The 18670-nt window shown below is 48.1% G+C and carries 19 protein-coding genes (1 of these 19 cut by a window edge); 4 read left to right on the top strand and 15 right to left on the bottom strand.

Annotation, left to right across the window (positions count from 1 at the left end; translation table 11 throughout):
- On the top strand, window positions 1-210 hold the end of the coding sequence (locus HP399_RS00860; RefSeq protein WP_173620722.1) for a GNAT family N-acetyltransferase. Its footprint begins 222 nt before the window's first position; 210 of the gene's 432 nt are visible here — the last part of the coding sequence; its start codon lies off the left edge, out of view; its stop codon occupies window positions 208-210.
- On the opposite strand, the gene HP399_RS00855 is transcribed toward HP399_RS00860, so the two are convergent.
- The 7 genes from HP399_RS00855 to HP399_RS00825 all read right to left on the bottom strand — a co-directional run bounded on the left by HP399_RS00855 (window position 205) and on the right by HP399_RS00825 (window position 6782).
- Window positions 205-972, bottom strand: coding sequence for a type III pantothenate kinase (locus tag HP399_RS00855; protein WP_088910223.1), 768 nt, complete (start codon window positions 970-972; stop codon window positions 205-207). The two genes, HP399_RS00860 and HP399_RS00855, sit on opposite strands and share 6 nt — an antisense overlap.
- A 12-nt stretch (window positions 973-984) precedes the next feature.
- Complete coding sequence (gene nadC / locus HP399_RS00850; RefSeq protein WP_173620723.1) at window positions 985-1833, bottom strand: carboxylating nicotinate-nucleotide diphosphorylase; 849 nt, start codon at window positions 1831-1833, stop codon at window positions 985-987.
- Complete coding sequence (gene nadB / locus HP399_RS00845) at window positions 1820-3442, bottom strand: L-aspartate oxidase (RefSeq protein WP_173620724.1); 1623 nt, start codon at window positions 3440-3442, stop codon at window positions 1820-1822. Before nadB ends, nadC begins: the two co-directional genes overlap by 14 nt.
- A 116-nt stretch (window positions 3443-3558) precedes the next feature.
- A complete protein-coding gene (locus HP399_RS00840; protein ID WP_016740938.1) occupies window positions 3559-3984 on the bottom strand; it encodes a Fur family transcriptional regulator in 426 nt (141 codons plus the stop codon).
- A gap of 39 nt (window positions 3985-4023) precedes the next feature.
- On the bottom strand, window positions 4024-4863 hold the full coding sequence (locus tag HP399_RS00835; protein ID WP_173620725.1) for a metal ABC transporter permease: 840 nt from the start codon (window positions 4861-4863) through the stop codon (window positions 4024-4026).
- 35 nt (window positions 4864-4898) lie between these two features.
- The gene (locus HP399_RS00830) at window positions 4899-5669 is read right to left on the bottom strand and encodes a metal ABC transporter ATP-binding protein (protein WP_173620726.1); all 771 of its coding nucleotides are present in this window, start codon (window positions 5667-5669) and stop codon (window positions 4899-4901) included.
- A gap of 132 nt (window positions 5670-5801) precedes the next feature.
- Window positions 5802-6782 carry a metal ABC transporter substrate-binding protein gene (locus HP399_RS00825; protein WP_173620727.1) on the bottom strand — a complete coding sequence of 327 codons (981 nt, stop codon included), beginning with the start codon at window positions 6780-6782 and terminating at the stop codon, window positions 5802-5804.
- Window positions 6783-6974: 192 nt separating this feature from the next.
- Between HP399_RS00825 and HP399_RS00820 the strand changes: the two genes are divergently transcribed.
- From HP399_RS00820 to HP399_RS00810, 3 genes are all read left to right on the top strand, one after another.
- On the top strand, window positions 6975-7469 hold the full coding sequence (locus HP399_RS00820) for a PCYCGC domain-containing protein (RefSeq protein WP_173620728.1): 495 nt from the start codon (window positions 6975-6977) through the stop codon (window positions 7467-7469).
- Window positions 7470-7580: 111 nt separating this feature from the next.
- Window positions 7581-7916 (top strand): PadR family transcriptional regulator, encoded by a 336-nt coding sequence (locus tag HP399_RS00815; protein WP_173620729.1) that lies wholly within the window; start codon window positions 7581-7583, stop codon window positions 7914-7916.
- Entirely contained in the window at window positions 7913-9205 is a 1293-nt protein-coding gene (locus HP399_RS00810) for an FtsW/RodA/SpoVE family cell cycle protein (protein WP_173620730.1), read from the top strand. Before HP399_RS00815 ends, HP399_RS00810 begins: the two co-directional genes overlap by 4 nt.
- 61 nt (window positions 9206-9266) lie before the next feature.
- Here the strand turns inward: HP399_RS00810 and nadA are convergent, their stop codons facing one another.
- From nadA to HP399_RS00770, 8 genes are all read right to left on the bottom strand, one after another.
- Window positions 9267-10211 (bottom strand): quinolinate synthase NadA, encoded by a 945-nt coding sequence (gene nadA / locus HP399_RS00805; RefSeq protein WP_173620731.1) that lies wholly within the window; start codon window positions 10209-10211, stop codon window positions 9267-9269.
- A gap of 88 nt (window positions 10212-10299) precedes the next feature.
- Window positions 10300-11052, bottom strand: a complete 753-nt coding sequence (locus tag HP399_RS00800; protein WP_173620732.1) for an alpha/beta hydrolase — start codon at window positions 11050-11052, stop codon at window positions 10300-10302.
- A gap of 29 nt (window positions 11053-11081) precedes the next feature.
- Window positions 11082-13157: an AraC family transcriptional regulator gene (locus HP399_RS00795; RefSeq protein WP_173620733.1), complete on the bottom strand. Its 2076-nt coding sequence runs from the start codon at window positions 13155-13157 to the stop codon at window positions 11082-11084.
- A 4-nt stretch (window positions 13158-13161) separates the two neighbouring features.
- Complete coding sequence (locus tag HP399_RS00790; RefSeq protein WP_173620734.1) at window positions 13162-14031, bottom strand: HAD family hydrolase; 870 nt, start codon at window positions 14029-14031, stop codon at window positions 13162-13164.
- Window positions 14032-14242: 211 nt separating this feature from the next.
- Window positions 14243-16213 carry an ATP-dependent zinc metalloprotease FtsH gene (ftsH, locus tag HP399_RS00785; protein ID WP_173620735.1) on the bottom strand — a complete coding sequence of 657 codons (1971 nt, stop codon included), beginning with the start codon at window positions 16211-16213 and terminating at the stop codon, window positions 14243-14245.
- Window positions 16214-16282: 69 nt separating this feature from the next.
- Entirely contained in the window at window positions 16283-16822 is a 540-nt protein-coding gene (hpt, locus tag HP399_RS00780; protein WP_007729960.1) for a hypoxanthine phosphoribosyltransferase, read from the bottom strand.
- Window positions 16819-18246, bottom strand: a complete 1428-nt coding sequence (gene tilS, locus HP399_RS00775) for a tRNA lysidine(34) synthetase TilS (protein WP_173620736.1) — start codon at window positions 18244-18246, stop codon at window positions 16819-16821. The genes hpt and tilS overlap by 4 nt, the downstream gene beginning before the upstream one ends.
- Complete coding sequence (locus HP399_RS00770; RefSeq protein WP_173620737.1) at window positions 18218-18670, bottom strand: threonine/serine exporter family protein; 453 nt, start codon at window positions 18668-18670, stop codon at window positions 18218-18220. Before HP399_RS00770 ends, tilS begins: the two co-directional genes overlap by 29 nt.

The raw sequence follows: 18670 nt of genomic DNA, 5'->3' as shown, positions 1-18670 counted from the left end.
TATCAGAACCAAGGGGTTGGCGAGGAGATGATGCGCTATTTGGAAACAATCTCCCCTACGGAGAAGTTGTTCACTTCTACTAACCTTTCCAACGAAAAAATGCAACGTCTCTGTCTAAAGCTCGGATACGCTCATTGCGGAACTCTGACTCACTTAGATCCAGATGATCCTGAAATGTTTTTCTGCAAATACGTTCGCCATCCACTATGATTGATTCCGCTCATAGATCAAACGAAGTCCTTTTAGCGTTAGATTCTGATCTACGACATGGATACAAGAGGTCTCATTCGCAAAAAGTGCTGCCAGGCCTCCCGTAGCAACTACGGTAGGTCGCGTACCGTATTCATCCATGATTCTACGTACAATGCCTTCGACCTGACCGACGAACCCATAGAAAATGCCGGACTGCATGGCCGCTATCGTATTACGACCGACTACACTTGCAGGCTTGGCGATTTCGATTCGCGGCAGCTTGGCAGCACGAGTGAAGAGTGCCTCAGTCGATATTCCAATGCCGGGAGCAATCGCCCCTCCCCAATACTGCGCCCTCTCGTCCACATAGCAAAAGGTCGTCGCCGTACCAAAATCGACAACAATGAGTGGCGCACCATAATGATGAATCGCAGCAACAGCGTTCACGATTCGATCGGAACCTACCTCTCGCGGATACTCATACTTGATGTTCAGTCCCGTCTTGATACCCGGCCCGATAATCAGCGCTTTTTGTTGCATGTACTTCCCGCACATGCGTTCAATCGTGAGGTTTAAAGGCGGCACGACAGACGAGATAATTACGCCTCTCACCTGTTCAAAACCAAGCCCCACACTACCAAACAAGCTTTTGACGAGCATGCCGTACTCGTCTTCCGTTTTGTTACGATCTGTGGACACTCTCCAATGGTGTTGGAGCTCGTCGCCTTCATACAAGCCCAACACAATATTGGAGTTGCCTATATCGATCACCAATAACATCGTGGTCGCTCCTTACCGCTTGCGTGTATTCAGATCGAGGCTGATATCAAACGCTTTAACAGAATGAGTTAGCGCCCCTACCGAAATGATATCTACGCCTGTTTTTGCAATGTCACCAATCGTCTCCAGACTCACACCGCCAGATGCCTCAACAATGGCCCGTCCATTGATATACTGCACGGCTTCCACCATTTGATCGAGGGACATATTGTCGAGCATGATCGTATCTGCACCTGCTGCCAATGCTTCCTGAACCTGTTCGAACGATTCAGCCTCTACCTCTACTGTCATCGTATGAGGAATAACCGCGCGTGCCGCTGCGACAGCCTGCGCGATACCGCCCGCTCCTTTGATATGATTGTCCTTGATCATCACGGCATCATACAAGGCAAAACGGTGATTGTAGCCTCCCCCGACTCGAACCGCGTACTTTTCCAAAGCTCTAAGGCCTGGCGTCGTCTTTCTCGTATCAACAACCCGTGCTTTCGTCCCTGCGACGGCCGTTGCGTATTCACTCGTTTTCGTGGCAATCCCAGACAGACGTTGCATTAAGTTAAGTGCAAGCCGCTCCCCGCTTAAAATCGAACGAACCGAGCCGCTGACTTCGGCGATCTGTTGACCAACCTCCACTCGTGCTCCTTCTTCTACTTTTGCCTCAAAAACGAGGGTAGAATCAACCGTGGCAAATACTTGCTCTGCAATCGGCAAGCCTGCCACAACTCCCGCTTCCTTCGCATATAAAATGCCGACACCCTGCTCCGATTCAGGAATCGTGCTCATTGTCGTCACATCACCAAATCCTACGTCTTCCTGTAGCCATTCCTCTATTTTTCGCTGAAGCTCCCGTTTATTCCACATCATGCTTCTCACACTCCTCTTGGACACCATCTTCTACGGACTGGATCAAATGCTTGCGCCACAGCAAGTCGTCTTTATTCGGAAAATCAGTACGATAATGCCCACCTCTGCTTTCTTCCCGCAAAAGTGCCGCTCTCGTTGTCAGGACGGCAGCATTCAGCAGATTGAAGAATTCAAACGTTTCCAAGCTCTTAGGCTCGTACTGGTAGTATTGCTCCATTCGCGCAAGCTCTGTTAATGCTTTCGTTAATCCTTTATCGTCGCGCTTCACACTAACATGCCGCAGCATGAGCTTTTGCATTTTCAATCGTTGTTCACGTGTATTGAACGTTTGGGGCAGTTTTTGCTTGGAAACAACCTGGAAGGGATGAATGCTCGGCAAATCAGCCAGCTGCTTGATCCGCTCCGCGATCCGGTGACCAAATACAACCGCTTCCGATAACGAGTTGCTGGCCAGTCGATTTGCTCCATGTACCCCCGTGCAGGATGCTTCCCCGCATGCAAAAAGCCGCTTCGTCGAGGTCTCGCCGTTCAAGTCAGTCTGGACCCCACCCATAATATAATGGCAAGCAGGAGCTACTGGAATCCAATCTGTCACCATATTGAGCCCGTATTGTAAGCAAAAATTATAAATCGTCGGAAAACGCCGCTTAATAAGTTCCTCTGATTCATGAGTAATGTCAAGATACACAAACGTAGACTTCGTCTTTTCCATCTCAGAGACAATCGCCCGGGCGACAATATCACGCGGCGCCAGCTCTTTTTGTGGATGGTACTTGTCCATGAAGCGATCACCATTGCCGTTACGCAAAATGGCACCTTCCCCACGAACGGCTTCCGAAATCAAAAAGCGCGGGGCTCCCGGATAGTAAAGCGCAGTCGGATGAAACTGGATAAATTCCACATCTTTAATGCGAGCACCCGCCCGATACGCGATGCCGATTCCATCTGCCGTAGCGATTTGCGGATTCGTCGTGTAACGGTAAAGCTGACCTGCTCCCCCTGTAGCCAGCACCGTTGCTTTGGCTTCCAGGAAAAACAGTTCGCCATCCGGCTTCCGCACGAGGACACCTACGCACTCGCCATCCTGCGTGATGACATCTACTGCAAAATGATACTCCAAAACCTGAATGTTTGGCTGCTCCTTCACACGCTTGGACAAAGCGCGGACGATCTCTGCCCCAGTGGCATCTCCGTTCGCATGCAAAATACGTCGTTTGCTATGCGCGCCTTCCTGTGTCAGCTCGTACTGCCCTTGTTCATCGCGGTCAAATTCCGTTCCATATGCAATCAGTTCATGCAAGCGATCAGGGCCTTCATGCACCAAGACTTCCACAGCGTTATACGAGCAAAGACCTGCTCCAGCGATTAACGTATCCTGTCGATGAAGGGCAGGAGAATCTGATTGGGCTGTTACAGCAGCGATTCCTCCCTGAGCCCAGCGTGTGTTACTATCATCGAGTCCCTTCTTGCTGATCAACACCACATCCGCATACTCACTCGTTTGCAACGCCGTATACAACCCAGCAATTCCTGCTCCAATAACAGCTACATCTGCCCTCATCCGAGGTAAGGTGTGCAAATCAAAGTCCACAATATAACGGGGAATCATGACTGTGTCCCTTCTCTCTTGTAACTGATGATTTTCCACCCATTATAGCAAATACACGCTTGAAGGAGATGCAAAAAAAGAGCGCCCGCAAAAAGCGAGCACTCCCCTCTATCCGATTAATTCGAATGCGTTACACATTCCTTACACGTGCCATATACCTCGAACTTGTGCCCCGTCACCTGAAACTCTTCGGGTACTGCGGAAATGATATTCATCGGACATCCTGGCAAAGAAGAAGTCTTTCCACATTCTGTACAAATCACATGGTGATGATGGTGTCCATCTGTCGAACAGGCCAAACGGAATCTACCTTCTCCGTCCAGCTCCGTCTCTTCCAGAATCCCTAGCTCAACAAAAGTGGAAATGTTGCGATAGACGGTATCGAAGCTGAGTGTTGGATACTGCTCCTTGATTCTCTCCATAATATCTTTGGCAGACAGGTATCGCTTCTCGGCCGCGCAGATTCGAATCATCTCCTCCCGCTTGCCGGTATACTTGAAACCATGTTCTTTCAATATTTGCAGCGCTTCTTCTACTTTCATCGACAAACACTCCTTCCTTTTGTCATATCCGGATAACTCTTACCGGAAAGCGACCCGCAGCTTCTTTACACCTAATACAACCAGCATAACCAGTACTGCCATCAGTACAATTGTACCACCAGATGCCCAATTAAGGAGATAGGCAAAATACAAACCGCTCAACACGGAAAACTCCGCGAACAAAATCGACAAGAAAATCGTTTGACGAAAGCTTTTCGCGATTTGCAGACTGGCAGCCACCGGAAGGGTAATCAGCGCCGAGATTAACAGGACACCGACTATACGCATAGAAGCTGCAATCGTCAGAGCGACGAGCACCATGAACCACAGGTTGATCGAACGCCTTGCCACGCCGGAGACGCGAGCAAATTCCTCGTCGAAGGAGACCGCGAAAAGCTCCTTGTAAATCAACAAAACTGTCCCTAAAACGACAACTGCCACACCAATCAGCGCATACAAGTCTTCGATGGACACTGTTACGATTTTTCCGAACAAGTACGAATACAAGTCTGCATTAAAACCGTCTGCGATACTGATCAATACCGTAAACAGCCCAAGCCCCGCGGACAAAATAATCGGAATCGCCAAATCTTGATACGCTTTGTACACCTTACGCAGCCGCTCGATGAACAACGAACCAATCACCGCAAACAACATCCCGAAAAACAGCGGATTGACTGCGGAGAAGAAGGCGACCTTTTTGGAAATGAGCATCCCGGCAGCTACACCGGACAGCGTCACGTGTGACAGGCCATCTGCCATCATCGACAAGCGACGAACAATGAGAAACGTGCCCAAAATAGGGCAGATCAGACCAATTAAAATCCCTGAAAACAGGGTATACCGCAAAAAATCATACTGCCACCAATCAGCAAGCATGTGCATATTCCTTCTTTCTTACCTATTTACAAAGCTTAATGATGATGAGACAGCAGTCTGACCGAATCACCGTACATACTCTGCAAGATTTTTTCTTGGTTATGCTCAAAATCGTGCGCCGTTCCGTGGAAGTGAATCTTCTTCTGCACACAAGCCACCTTGGTCACCCATTGCGACATGACTCCCACATCGTGGCTGACGATCATCATCGTCAATCCGTTCTCTTCCTTAAGCGAACGAAGCAAGCTGTAAAATTGATCGATCGATTCCTGATCGACCCCGACTGTTGGCTCATCGAGGATCAACAGCTCCGGTTCAGCTACGAGAGCTCGTGCAATGAATACGCGCTGCAATTGCCCGCTGGACAAGTTGCCGATTCGTTGATCCAGCTTTTCCAACAAGCCGACACGCTCCACCGCAGCCTGTACATTCTCATGATGCTGTTTCGTCAGTCTACGAAAAAGGCCCACTTTACCGACCAATCCAGATGACACGACTTCTCGCACCGTCGCCGGAAATCCACCCGCCCCATGCGCGACCTGTTGAGCGACGTATCCAATGCGATTCCATTCACGAAACTTGGATAGTGGTTGCCCGAACAGCTCCACTGTCCCTTTGTTTGGCGTCAACAGACCCAAAATCAGCTTCATCAGCGTAGATTTTCCTGATCCATTCGGCCCGACGATTCCCACAAAGTCTCCGCGTTCCAGTGTGAATTCAACCTCATCGAGAACCTGTTTGTCTTCATATTGGAAGGAGACGCCTGTGAGCTTAATGACAGGCACCTCTTGTTTATTTGGTTCCATGAAATATCCATCCCTTAAATCGGATTTGTTCTTATTTGATTCTCTTCATCGTACTACGATTTTGCCCGAACCACAAGCATCCTACTAACGAAAAAATGCCGCCTGGCAAGCGACATCTTTTCTAAGGAAAACTTATTGGAGTGCAGTCTTTAATGTATTCATATTGTCACGCATGATGGACAAGTAATCACGGCCTGCCTTTACATCGTCTTCCGTCAAACCTTCCAACGGATTGAGCGTAGCCGTCTTCACGCCAGCTTCCTTCGCAATCACTTCCGCTACCTTTGGAGAAACCAGCGTCTCGAACAGCACATACGAAATGTTATGTTCTTTTATATGCTCCACCAAGCTCTTCAACTCAGCCGTGGATGGCTCATCAGAAGGATTGACCCCAGAGATCGATACTTGCTCCAGCCCGTAGCGTTTTGCCATATAGCTGAATGCGCTATGAGAAACCATGAATTCTTTCTTCGGTGCTTGCGTAACCATATCTTTGAACTCTTTATCCAGCTGCTCCAGGTCTGTTGCTAATTGTGTGTAGTTCTTTTCGTAATCAGCAGCGTGCGTTTGATCCTTTTGCACGAGCGTATTTTTGACCTTCTCTGCCTGTGCCTTCAGTTGCATCGGATCGAGCCATACATGAGGGTCCAGATCCCCGTGGTCATGCCCTGCTTCTTCTGCGTGACCTTCTTCCGTGTGTCCTTCTCCTTCATGCTCATGCTCAACTGCACTAATCAGCTCGAGACCTTCCGTCGCATTAACGATCGTTGTCTTGTTTTTGTCGAGGTTGGTTACAGCCTTCTCTACCCACAGCTCCAAACCACTGCCGTTATAGGCGAAGATATCTGCTCCGGACAGAGCGACCATGTCTTTTGCAGTTGGCTCGAAATCATGAGGCTCTACGCCAGCGGGAACCAGATTCGTTACCTCAACGTGTTCACCGCCGATTCGCTTCGCTACATATTCCAAGGGATAAATAGTCGTGTATACTTTTGGCTTCCCGGATGCGTCACTGCCAGTTTGCGGAGTACCAGCCGTTTCATTCGCTGCTCCACATCCCACCAGCCCCACTGCCGTAATGAAACTGAGGGCTGCCAACATAGCTCTTTTCATCTATATTTCCTCCTACTCCAATTCAAAATGATTCCGATTTACGTCCTCGTCGTTTTTCATTATACGGAGAGGAGCCTAAAAAGTAAATAGGATTTATTCCGATTTAAACATCATGAGTGTACATCTTCTCTCCCAGCTTCACAATTTCTCCATCTCATTATGATAAAATAACTGGCAGGAGGTATGTCCAAGATGAAACGTAAATCATGGTTAGCCATTACTTTTATCACCGCAGCTCTGCTTACTGCCGGCTGTGGCTCTACTGATCAAGCTGAACAGAATCATAGCGATCACACGCAGCACGCCCCCAATGGTGATTTGCAGGAATTGACTGCTTCCGCTGATCAGCTACCGAAATTTTTAGACAACCAAGACCCTGTCATTATTGGATCCTACAAAGTTGCTGCGGCAAACCGTGAGCTGCTCAAATCCATTCCATGCTATTGTGGTTGTGGTGAAAGTGCTGGACACGGGCATAACGGCAACTGCTTCATCAAAGAAGAAAAGTCTGATGGCTCCATCGTCTGGGATGACCACGGCACTCGTTGCGGCGTATGCATGGAAATCGCCGTTATTTCCGGCAAGATGAAAGAAGAAGGCAAATCTACAAAAGAAATTCGTAACTACATAGATCAAACCTATGGGCAAGGCTACGGAAAACCAACTCCTACCCCAATGCCTTCCTAGACACATATAACAAGACTTCCTGACGAGGAAGTCTTTCTTTTTTCCCTTTTATGGAATAGAATGATACATAGATATTCGAGGCATCGAAATCCGAGGTACAAGGAGGTAGCTATGGCAGTTAACAAAGAGTTGATGAAAGGTAGTACGGTCATTCTCATTCTTACCTTGCTGGAACAAAAGGCGATGTACGGCTATGAGATGATCAAGACGATGGAAACTAGCTCGAACGGTGTGCTGTCTCTCAAGGAAGGCACCCTCTATCCCATTCTCCATACCCTTGAGTCTGAAGGAAAAGTCGAGGCGTTTTGGAGCGAAGGTGAAGGAGAGCGAAAACGCAAATATTATCAAATCACCCGCGAAGGCAAGAAGTATCTCAAAGAGAAAAAACAGGAGTGGGAATCTTTTCGTACCGCTGTTGACTCCGTGTTGGGAGGACAGCCTACATGATCGAAAACAAGCGAATTGCGCATTACATAAAAGAAGTTTGCGGCCAGATTAAGAATAAAGAGGTTCATCCAGCCATTACACTAGAGTTGGAGAATCATTTCGCCGAAAAGATCGAGGATTATCGTGAGGCTGGATATGGGGAAGATGAAGCGACTCGGATTGCGATTGCGGAGATGGGTGATCCTGTCGATGTAGGGCGGTATCTGCATCAGGCGCATAAGCCGCGGATGGAGTGGGGGATTGTTTCTATTGTTGGAATCCTGCTAACTATCGGGCTGGTTATCCTGTATTCTCTTCATATTGCGGAAGATAATCGTAATTTGATCGGGAGACAACTGGTCGGAATCATGATCGGAACAGTCGTACTCGTGGCGATTCTCTTTTGGGATTACAGTAAATTAAAAAGATATAGCAAGATTCTGTATTTCGGCACGATGATCTTACTCCTATATACACTGCTCGCAGGGAGACCTATAACTGGTATCCAGTATCTGGAAATCGGAGATTCTCCACTCCATTTCATTGGAATCAGTCCCTTCCTGTTCATCGTAGCCCTCGCAGGAATTTTCACAGAGTGGAAGGAGCACAATCGCTACACCATCGTAAACGTGATTGCGTACTTTCTACCCCCTTGCCTGCTTCTCACGTTAGGCGAATACGAATTTGCCATTCTCTTATATGTCGGTGGCTACATCGCGCTCGTGATTGCCGCTAAGCCTAAAAAGCTTGTTATACTGAGCTACCTCGCTATGGTTTTCGCGTGCGTCGGAGGGATGGTTTACCTGTTCGCTAAACCTTATCACCTAGATCGTCTGTTTTACTTCCTGAATCCGTACCTCGAACCGGATGGAAGAGGATATATCATCATTCAATCCTTGAAAGCCATCCAGTCAGCTACCTTATGGGGACAAGGCTTCGGTGCCTCTCTAGATGCATTGCCCGCCCTTGAATCTGACTATATTTTTGCCTACATGGTGTATATCTTTGGACCAATTGTAGGGATAGCCTTTTTCATTCTGGGCGTTATGCTGTTGCTTCGTTTGCTCCATGCCATCAGACGAGTAAAAGATGTATACGGCTCCTTGCTGTTATCCGGTATGATTGTACTCTTTTTCACGCCATTTTTCTGGGGTATTTTCATGACTGTCGGTCTGGCTCCACCTATCACTGTGAATCTACCATTCGTTGGCTTTGGAATCGTGCATACCGTATTGCAAATGGCCTTGATTGGACTCGTCCTGAACATTTACCGCCGAAAAGACATCCAGCCTTTGATCAAAGCCTCCTAATAGAAAAAGGGAGTAAAGCCCCTACGCTCTACTCCCTTTTTGCATTTTATCAGACTGCCCGTTAAGCAGGCGCTACCGCAAGCATGCGCTCCAACGAAGCACGTGCCGCATCAGCAACATCTGTTGGCACAAAAATCTCCGGCTTCATATTCTCCAGCGCCTCGACGCACTTCTTCAGGTTGTTCACCTTCATATTCGGGCAAACGAGGTACTTGGAAGCGAAAATGAACGTTTTGTCCGGGCTGTCCTTTTCCAGCATGTAGCGTGTGCCGTCTTCCGTTCCGATAATAAACTCTTTGTGCGAAGACTCACGGCAGTATTTCAAAATTCCGGTCGTGGAACCAACGTAGTCAGCCAGGGATACCACTTCTGGGCGGCACTCCGGATGAACGACAACCACAGCGTCTGGGTGCTGCTGCTTCAACGTCATGATGTCTTCTACAGACAGTTGGTCATGCGTATTGCAGTACCCTTCCCAAATAATCATTTTCTTGTCCGTGAATTGGGATACATAGTGGCCGAGGTTTTTGTCCGGCACCCAAATGATCTCATCGCTGTCGATCGACTCGATCACGCGCTTCGCGTTGGACGACGTACAGCAGATGTAAGTTTCTGCTTTGACATCCGCAGAAGTATTGATGTAAGCCACTACTTTTGCATTTGGATGCTGTGCTTTGAGCTTGCGGAGTCCGTCTACGTTCACCATGTCCGCCATCGGACAGCCAGCCCGTTCATCGGGAATAATGACGGTCTTCTGGGGATTGAGAATTTTTGCACTTTCTCCCATAAAGTGAACCCCACAGAACAAAATCACATCGGCATCCGTTTCTTTCGCTTTCTGTGCCAACCCAAAGGAATCCCCAATGAAGTCAGCGACCTCCTGAATCTCGGGACGTTGATAAAAGTGAGCAAGAATGATGGCATTACGCTCTTTCTTCAACTGTAGCAGTCGTTCACGTAACTCAGCGTTGCGCTGGGCTTTTTTTTCTAACGCTAAAGCGTCCATGGAAAAAATCCCCCTACGGTGGTGTCATAATTTACGGTCATTGTAAGCGTATAACCTCACCTTGTCAACGTGGTACGGCTGAACGAATTTATTCCTCTTGGAACAACCATTGCAGTGCTTCTGGTACGTATTGCACACCTAAGTCAAACGAGTGGAAGTTGCTCTCATAAATTACCTGTTGGATTGAGTCCTCCTGAAAACCATTTTGCAGCAAATATTGATAAACTCTCTTGCTATTCGGTACCATCCATTGCTGTCCGTTCGTTCGACCGGAGCCCTCCGCGTGACCCAAATTCATGTAAAGGCGCTGGCCTGTATCACGAATGGTGAGCTGCTCGATCCAATCTACGATCCCCGGGAACCAGAAGGAGCCGGAAAAGCTGCCCACCCGTCCAAAAACATCAGGATAGCGTAACCCTGTGAAGACAGAAATGAGTCCCCCAAAGGAAAAACCCATGATCCCGGTGTGCTCTCGATCCTGTAATGTGCGGTATTTACTGTCGATGTGCGGCTTCAATTCATTGGCGAGAAAATCGGCATAAACAGAAGCGTTCCCACCAAACTGCTTGCCGGATTCCGGCTCAAAAATATTCGGCGACACAAACGGCGTATACTCATCATTTCGGTCGAACGATTCGATACCGACAAATAGCAAGCCTGGCAATTGATTTGTCGCCGTTAATTCTCTACTCTTCTGAAGAACATCACTTTCCTTCGGGTCAATCAAATCACCGTCATCCTGCAAATAGACAACGGCGTAACGCTCTTCGCTTTGGTAATAGCCCTCAGGTAAATAGATCGTGAGCTTGCGATTTTGGAACTGCTCCACGATAGGCTGCATTGGCACTTCCTCCTCCTTTCTCAAAAGCTTTAGTTGGTGGACATATATTCGAGAACCTTATTCGTCGCATACTTGATCGCCAATGGTCCTTTCGTGCTGATCGACACATCCAGCGGGAACACATGCTTTTCTTTTACGGCTTTTAACGATTGCCACACTTTGCTTTGATTTAGCTCCGCCATCGTTGTATCCACTCTGTCCGCATGATCGACCACGAAAATATAATCTGGATTAAGCACCGTGACACCCTCCAGTGAAATCACATCGCCCTCCAGCTTGTACTGCCCCGGAGACTTCAGTCCCAAGCCAGTTTCTTGGTCATACGCATACGAAACGTCATTGTCGTCCAGTACATAAAAGGTGCTTCCGTCACCTGTCGCCCGTAAAAACGTTACGGATTTGTCTTTATGCTTGGCCAATTTCTCCCTGGCTTCACCCATTAGCGTCTGCAAATTCGTAATGTAGTCTTCGGCCAATTGCTCTTTGCCGATCAGCTTGGCGTATTCGCGGAGCGTTTCCGTCCAGCTCCGGTCCTCCGTATTGTTAATCATGGCTACCGGCGAAATGCTGCTTAAATCTGCGTATACTTCGTTGTGTGTCCCGGAGAACGCGACAATCAAATCTGGATTCAGGTCTGCCATCATCTCTAGATTCGGCGTCCTCACTTCCCCGATATCTTTTACCGTTGCTGTACTCGCGTATGGCTTCAACGTTTCAAAAGTAGTCAGCATGCGATCAGCGAGTGTAGACGCAATCGGTGGTGTTTCCAACGCAAAAAAGTATTCCATCATCCCGAAATGAGTCACGACGATGCGCTTCGGCTCTTTGGGAATCACCACTTCTTTTCCGAGTGCATCCACATACGTTCGCGGCCATTGTTGCTCTGTTGGTTGTGACGTCGCCTCTGTCCCCGAAGTCGCAACAGGTGTAACATGCTGCGTTCCACTACTTCCCGTTGTTGTACCTGAACATGCACTAAGTAACAAAGCAAGCCCCAGCATGAGCTTGTGCATTTTTCCTTTCACGTCTATTCCCCTATCCTTTTGAGAATGATTTTCAACGACAATCAGATTGTATGTTTCATTCGATAGGGAGACAAGGTCTGATCTTAGCCTTTTCATAGGATATTCTGAGCCTTCACCAACGTACAATGCTTGCTCCTTGAATTGTCCTGGGGTCAGACCCGTATGTTTTTTGAAGGCTCTGATGAAATAGGAGAAATCCGTATACCCGACACCTTCCGCCACTTCCTGAAGCGTGGCATCCGTACGAACCAACAAGTCCTTTGCCTTTTCGAGTCGCACACCAATCAAATAATCGATCGGACTATGACCCGTCTGACGCTTGAACTGCTTCGACAAGTATGGAATGCTGTAATTCAACGTCTGAGCGATTGCCTCCAGCGTGATCGGTTCCGCATAGTGTTTATGAATGTATTGCTTCGCAAGGAAAACGAGATCATGTTGGGTAATCCCCGCTTCTTGCTCATCCATCTGATCAAGTAGCTCGCAAACAAACAGATGGAACCATCCTTTGGCCCGCAATTGTCTCAAATCATCTTCATCCCCGTTGTTCCAAACAGACCGTAGATGATCCAGCTTGTCCAACAGAGTGATAGGCTGCTGCGGCACAATAGAATAGGGAGACAAAAACCAGTTGCGAGATTCCAGGAGATTCATGATTTCCTGACGATTTGGCAACGGTATCATTGCTTTATAGAAAATAATGTAGGATTCCCATTCGTTATCCGTAACGCTTACATTGAGAGTCAGCCCTTTGCCCCCATGTATCACATGAAAAGTATGGACCGGGTACATCACATCATTGAGCTGCACGACTGCTCGTCCTCGAACCGTAAACAAAAATACGCTGGCCGGGAGCTGATAAGCCGTTATTTTTTCTCCTGGCTGCACGATTTGATGACGTACATCCAATACTTTCACGGATGCATGGTTCCACAAAATCATGAGCTCTTTGCGCATCATCGTTGCCATCACTCCCCACTTGCCAATATGTATACGGTCATTATAATTGATAATAATTCTCAATAACAATGAGAAAAAAGCAGAAACCGGCTTGTACATACGCAGTTTCTGCTGTTTCATTCTCTTACTCGCCTTTTTCCCCGAGAACACGCTCCCGAATAAAGCGGGCTACGCCTTCCTCATTATGGTGCGGGGCGATATATTTAGCCACCTGCTTGATTTCGTCAGAAGCGTTTTCCATCGCGACGGAATATCCTGCGCCTGTTAATGCCTCACGATCATTTTCTGCATCGCCAAATGCCATTACTTTCTCTGGGGAGATTCCCCATTTCTCACGGAAGTATTGAAGCCCTTCCCATTTGGAAACCCCTTGAGGAATCACCTCGACGTTCTGCTTTCCGGATGAAGTGATGGTCACTTGCTCGCTCCATGGCTTCAACTGCTCTTTCACCCACTCCAGACGATCCGGGTCATGATGCCAGATGAAGAATTTGACGATTTCTACTTCCCCGGACTCCACTTTTTCCAACATCTCTGCCAATGGCACTACATGAGCGAGCCTGTAGTAAGGAAAATTCAAGATCGAGAACCCTTCCACTGATGCGTCCTCACTCAAGGTCGCTTCCAAACGTTCACGGTCTTCTTTGATCATCCAGCGATTGCTGTTAGTATCATGAAGCTCATAATAAATCGTTTCTTGCCTCAGTGCATGGATCGCACCAATTACCATCTCAGTAGGAAGGAGCGATCGACGGACCAGCGTACCATCCCCTTCGAAAACAGCGGCCCCATTGCTACAGACATACCCGTCAAAAGGAAAGGAATCGATCGGAATTTGAGCGGAGCCATACATCCTGCCCGTAGACAAAACGAGTTTGCAGCCTTCCTGTTGCAATTGGCGAAGTGCTTCTTTCGTTCCTTCTGTCAGCTTTGATTCGTGAGTCAGTAAGGTTCCATCCATGTCAAATGCAGCCATGCCTGGTGTAAGCAACATATCCAATCCCTCTCATTCGCTTTGGAGTTGAGTCACTATAGTGGAGGAGAAGAAAAAGCACAGTTTTCTTCGACTCTGACACGCCAGCAGGGGGATTCACTGGCCATCTCCGTGCTTTTTCTTCTCACTAGCTTTATTAGTTCATCGTTACCTTTTAAACACTTAACCTAATACTTTCCGATATTGCAAAAAAGGGCACCTGAGGCGCCCCTTATTGTTTCGGTTCTTCGTTTGTATCTTCTTGCTTTGGTTCTTCTTTTACTTCTTCTTTTACTTCTTCTTTTACTTCTTCTAGCTTCGGTTGAATGTTCACGACCACATCTTTATTTGCATCTGTATCGTTATCCATTTTACCTGTTTCGATCAATTGCTTGATCTGCTCAGCATCGAGAGTCTCTACACGGAGCAGCGTGTTCGCAATCAGATCGAGCTGATCACGGTGCGTCGTCAGCAATTCGGTACACTTCGAGTAGCACTCGTTGATAATATTTTGCATTTCCTGATCGATCTCGTACGCAATCTGATCGGAGTAGTTACGCTCATTGCCATAGTCGCGGCCCAGGAATACCTGTCCTTGACTCTTACCGAACTGCATAGGACCGAGCTTGCTCATTCCGTATTCGGTAATCATGCTGCGAGCGATAGCAGTCGCACGTTGGAAGTCATTATGTGCGCCGGTACTAATGTCCCCAAGCACTATTTCCTCCGCAACACGTCCACCCAACAGACCGACGATTTTGTCGAGCAAGTCTGTTTTGGTAGCAAAGAAACGGTCTTCTTTCGGCAGCATCACTGTGTATCCGCCAGCTTGGCCACGCGGAATGATTGTTACCTTATGTACCATTTCTGCATTTCTCAGGTGGTATCCGATGATCGTATGACCAGCTTCGTGGAAGGCAACCAGACGGCGTTCGTCTTCGCTCACTACGCGAGACTTCTTCGCTGGACCTGCAATCACGCGGTCAATCGCTTCATCTACTTCCGTCATGTTGATTTGCTTTTTGTTTCTGCGGGCAGTCAAGAGAGCCGCTTCGTTCAGCAAGTTCTCCAAATCTGCGCCAGTGAAGCCCGATGTACCACGAGCAATCACTTCCAGCTTCACGTCTTCACCAATCGGCTTGTTGCGGGCATGAACCTTGAGCACCGCTTCACGACCTTTGATATCAGGACGGTCAACTGTAATTTGACGGTCAAAACGTCCCGGACGCAAGAGAGCTGGGTCGAGAATGTCAGGTCGGTTGGTCGCAGCAATCATGATGATACCTTCGTTTCCACCAAAACCGTCCATCTCTACGAGTAACTGGTTGAGAGTTTGCTCGCGTTCGTCGTGGCCGCCGCCGAGTCCAGCTCCGCGTTGACGACCCACGGCGTCAATCTCGTCAATAAAGATAATGCAAGGAGCATTTTTCTTTGCATTTTCAAACAGGTCACGTACGCGGGATGCACCCACCCCAACGAACATTTCCACGAAGTCAGAACCGGAGATACTGAAGAACGGTACACCAGCTTCGCCTGCAACAGCGCGAGCGAGCAAGGTTTTACCTGTACCCGGAGGTCCTACGAGCAGTACCCCTTTTGGAATACGAGCGCCAACCGCATTGAACTTACGGTTGTCTTTCAGGAAATCAACGACTTCCTCCAGCTCCGCCTTTTCTTCGTCTGCTCCTGCTACATCGTCAAATGTAACGCGTTTCTTCTCTTCGTTGTAAAGCTTCGCGCGGCTTTTACCGAAGTTCATTACTCGGCTTCCGCCACCTTGCGCGTTGTTCAGAAGAAAGAAAAACAGGATGAAGATGATGACAAAAGGAATGATAGAGGTCAAGAACGTGAGCCAAATGCTATTGCCCTCCGCAGGATTGAACGCTACATTCTTCATCTTTTGCGCATCGATTTTCTCTTCGACTAGCTTAACAACATCTGAGTCATACAAAGGAACATTGGTAAAAAATTTGTTGCTTTCCTGTCCCGGAATAGCTTTTGCCAACGTACCCTCGACCCTGTAAGTACCATTCTCTGGTCGAAGCGCCAACTCAGTGACGTTGTCAGCTTTTAGCTGTACCCGGAATTCCTGATATGTAAGTTTCCCAACCTTATCAGTACCGGAGAGGATGAAATTCACGATCCCGACCGTGACAAGAAAAATCAGTAGGTAGAACCCGGTATTACGAAAAAAGCGATTCATTCCTTACCTCCTCTCACGAACAGACACTTTTCACATTTTATCATAGAAAGCACGGTCTCCACAACAAACCTACTTTGTGTAGACCTCAGGTTTCAATACGCCGATATAAGGTAAGTTACGATAATGCTCGGAGTAATCCAAGCCGTATCCCACAACGAATTCGTCTGGAACATCGTATCCCTTATAGTCCGGTGAAATATCCACCTTGCGACGCTCTGGTTTGTTCAAGAGAGTCACCACTTTTACGGAAGCAGCTTCCCGATGGCGCAACAGCTCTACCAAGCGGCTCAGCGTCAGACCGCTGTCCATGATGTCTTCTACAACCAGCACGTGTCTGTTTTGCACAGATGTATCGAGATCCTTCAAGATTTTCACCATGCCAGAGGACTCTGTTCCACTTCCGTAGCTGGAAACAGCCATGAAATCCATTTCGCACGGAATATCCATGTGACGGATCAGATCAGCCATGAAAACGACTGCGCCTTTCAGCACGCAGATGACCAACGGATTTTTATCCTTGTATTCTGCAGCCAGCGTCTTGCCTAATTCTTGAACTTTTACCGCAATATCCTCTTCTGATAGCAAAATCTTCTCGATGTCTTGATTCATGAAAAAACCTCCCGCCAATCTTCTCCAAACTCTACCCGCACGTGTAGAAAACGCCTGGTCTGTCCATTGACAGGCGCTACGGCGGAACGGCGCACACCTGGTACCAAAATCACCTCATCGCCCGCCGTCAAAAGCGGAAGTTTGTCACGCCATGCTCGCGGAAATTTGGCATCAATCAATAAATCCTTCAGCTTCTTTCCATCTCCTGAGCCAAACAGGGTGATGCGGTCTCCAGGTTTTCGGTTACGCAAATACAGCGATCCTAGCAACTGATCGGCATCAAAAACCGCTTCATTCGCCGGGAGTCGCTCCCAATCCATGGGACCTTCCAGGTAAGTAATATGTACCGTGGCCTTGCTCTCGTCGATCCAGGTTACACCAGGAACGGCGAGCTCGTAACTATACGTATGTATGCGATCCTGTCGCTTCCTACGACGAAAATTGATTCGCTCGTACACCCGGTCGACTACCAGGTCATTCGGCAAATGCAATTCCGCAGAAGGGCGACTTCCCCCTAGCATGTGCAAAACGGTCTCCACATGTTGCGAAGACCATTCGGTATGTTTTGAGAGATAACTTAATATTAGAGTAATCATTCTCCTTTGTAAAGCAACGTCACAAGTTTGAAACTTGTCATTGTCCATCAAAAATGCTTCTGTTTTTTTCTCAATGGTTACCTCTTTCAACTGCTCCCGTGCCAACCTCATTAAAAGCGCTTCGTCCTGACGGATTGCCTCCGCAGTAGCCAAGATATGCTCTCGATACTTGTCATTCACTTTTTCCAATAAGGGTATGACATCCAGACGCAGCAAATTGCGCGTATACTTGCGCGATTGGTTGCTGCTATCCTCACGGGGGACGAGTTGATGTTCCCGACAGTAGCCTTCCAGTTCTTGACGCGTTTTATGCAAGAGCGGACGCACGAGCTCAATCGGGCAATCCGCAAGCATTCTTCGCTTCGGCATCCCTGTCAATCCATGCAACCTGCTACCTCGCACAAAACGAAAGAGAATCGTTTCTACCTGATCGTCAGCATGATGGGCCAATGCCAGCTTGGTCGCGCCTTTCGCCAGACCTACCTCTCGATACAGCCGATAGCGAATGTCGCGACTTGCTTCTTGCCCGCCCAGTCCCGTTTTCTCCATATAAGCGGGAACGTCATACTCAAACAGGTGGAAAGCCACGCCGAGTTCACGACACAGCTCTTCTGCATAGAGCGCGTCCTGCCTTGCTTCTTCCCCACGAAAGCCGTGGTTCAGATGGACAGCATGCAGCTTCCAATTATACTGGTATTGTTTATTGAGAGAAGCCAATATATGCAACAGTGCGGTAGAATCGTTGCCGCCGGAAATTCCGACAACAATGGTCTCACCTGGAAGCAAAAGCCCCTCGGACTCAATCTCGTTGCGCACGATTGCCAGCATAGCGGGCTCCTTTCCAAATCGTCAGAACCGAAATTCCAAATATAAGTCCAGAAGCAATCGCGCCGGCTACCATCAATGTTTTGGTCGCCTGAGTAATCCCTCCGACATAATCATTATTCACGAAGGCAAGCATGGCTTTGTAAGCCAACGATCCCGGTACCAGTGGAATAATGCCCGCGACGCTAAAATTCGTAGAAGGAACTCGCAGTATAATAGATAAGAGCTGACTGAGCAAAGAGACAGCAGCAGCTGAAACAAACGTCGACAACAATACCTCAGCACCGTAGATAGGAAGAATCGAGTAAACGAGAAAACCGACCATTCCAGCGAAACCACCCGCTACGATTGTTCGAACCGGCACATTGAACAGCACACACCACGCTACTGAAGAGGCGAAGCTAAGCGCCAATCCTTGTAACAACAT

Source organism: Brevibacillus sp. DP1.3A, from assembly GCF_013284245.2.
GTDB lineage: Bacteria > Bacillota > Bacilli > Brevibacillales > Brevibacillaceae > Brevibacillus.
Note: the sequence above shows the minus strand (reverse complement) of the source record. Positions and strands in the feature narration are given on the sequence as shown.

Excerpts from the sequence above, each read along its gene's own strand:
- HP399_RS00855 (WP_088910223.1), bottom strand. The coding sequence starts at position 972 with ATGTTATTGGTGATCGATATAGGCAACTCCAATATTGTGTTGGGCTTG.
- nadC (WP_173620723.1), bottom strand. The coding sequence starts at position 1,833 with ATGATGTGGAATAAACGGGAGCTTCAGCGAAAAATAGAGGAATGGCTA.
- nadB (WP_173620724.1), bottom strand. The coding sequence starts at position 3,442 with ATGATTCCCCGTTATATTGTGGACTTTGATTTGCACACCTTACCTCGG.
- HP399_RS00840 (WP_016740938.1), bottom strand. The coding sequence starts at position 3,984 with ATGAAAGTAGAAGAAGCGCTGCAAATATTGAAAGAACATGGTTTCAAG.
- HP399_RS00835 (WP_173620725.1), bottom strand. The coding sequence starts at position 4,863 with ATGCTTGCTGATTGGTGGCAGTATGATTTTTTGCGGTATACCCTGTTT.
- HP399_RS00830 (WP_173620726.1), bottom strand. The coding sequence starts at position 5,669 with ATGGAACCAAATAAACAAGAGGTGCCTGTCATTAAGCTCACAGGCGTC.
- HP399_RS00825 (WP_173620727.1), bottom strand. The coding sequence starts at position 6,782 with ATGAAAAGAGCTATGTTGGCAGCCCTCAGTTTCATTACGGCAGTGGGG.
- HP399_RS00820 (WP_173620728.1), top strand. The coding sequence starts at position 6,975 with ATGAAACGTAAATCATGGTTAGCCATTACTTTTATCACCGCAGCTCTG.
- HP399_RS00815 (WP_173620729.1), top strand. The coding sequence starts at position 7,581 with ATGGCAGTTAACAAAGAGTTGATGAAAGGTAGTACGGTCATTCTCATT.
- HP399_RS00810 (WP_173620730.1), top strand. The coding sequence starts at position 7,913 with ATGATCGAAAACAAGCGAATTGCGCATTACATAAAAGAAGTTTGCGGC.
- nadA (WP_173620731.1), bottom strand. The coding sequence starts at position 10,211 with ATGGACGCTTTAGCGTTAGAAAAAAAAGCCCAGCGCAACGCTGAGTTA.
- HP399_RS00800 (WP_173620732.1), bottom strand. The coding sequence starts at position 11,052 with ATGCAGCCTATCGTGGAGCAGTTCCAAAATCGCAAGCTCACGATCTAT.
- HP399_RS00795 (WP_173620733.1), bottom strand. The coding sequence starts at position 13,157 with ATGAAACAGCAGAAACTGCGTATGTACAAGCCGGTTTCTGCTTTTTTC.
- HP399_RS00790 (WP_173620734.1), bottom strand. The coding sequence starts at position 14,031 with ATGTTGCTTACACCAGGCATGGCTGCATTTGACATGGATGGAACCTTA.
- ftsH (WP_173620735.1), bottom strand. The coding sequence starts at position 16,213 with ATGAATCGCTTTTTTCGTAATACCGGGTTCTACCTACTGATTTTTCTT.
- hpt (WP_007729960.1), bottom strand. The coding sequence starts at position 16,822 with ATGAATCAAGACATCGAGAAGATTTTGCTATCAGAAGAGGATATTGCG.
- tilS (WP_173620736.1), bottom strand. The coding sequence starts at position 18,246 with ATGCTGGCAATCGTGCGCAACGAGATTGAGTCCGAGGGGCTTTTGCTT.
- HP399_RS00770 (WP_173620737.1), bottom strand. The coding sequence starts at position 18,670 with ATGTTGTTACAAGGATTGGCGCTTAGCTTCGCCTCTTCAGTAGCGTGG.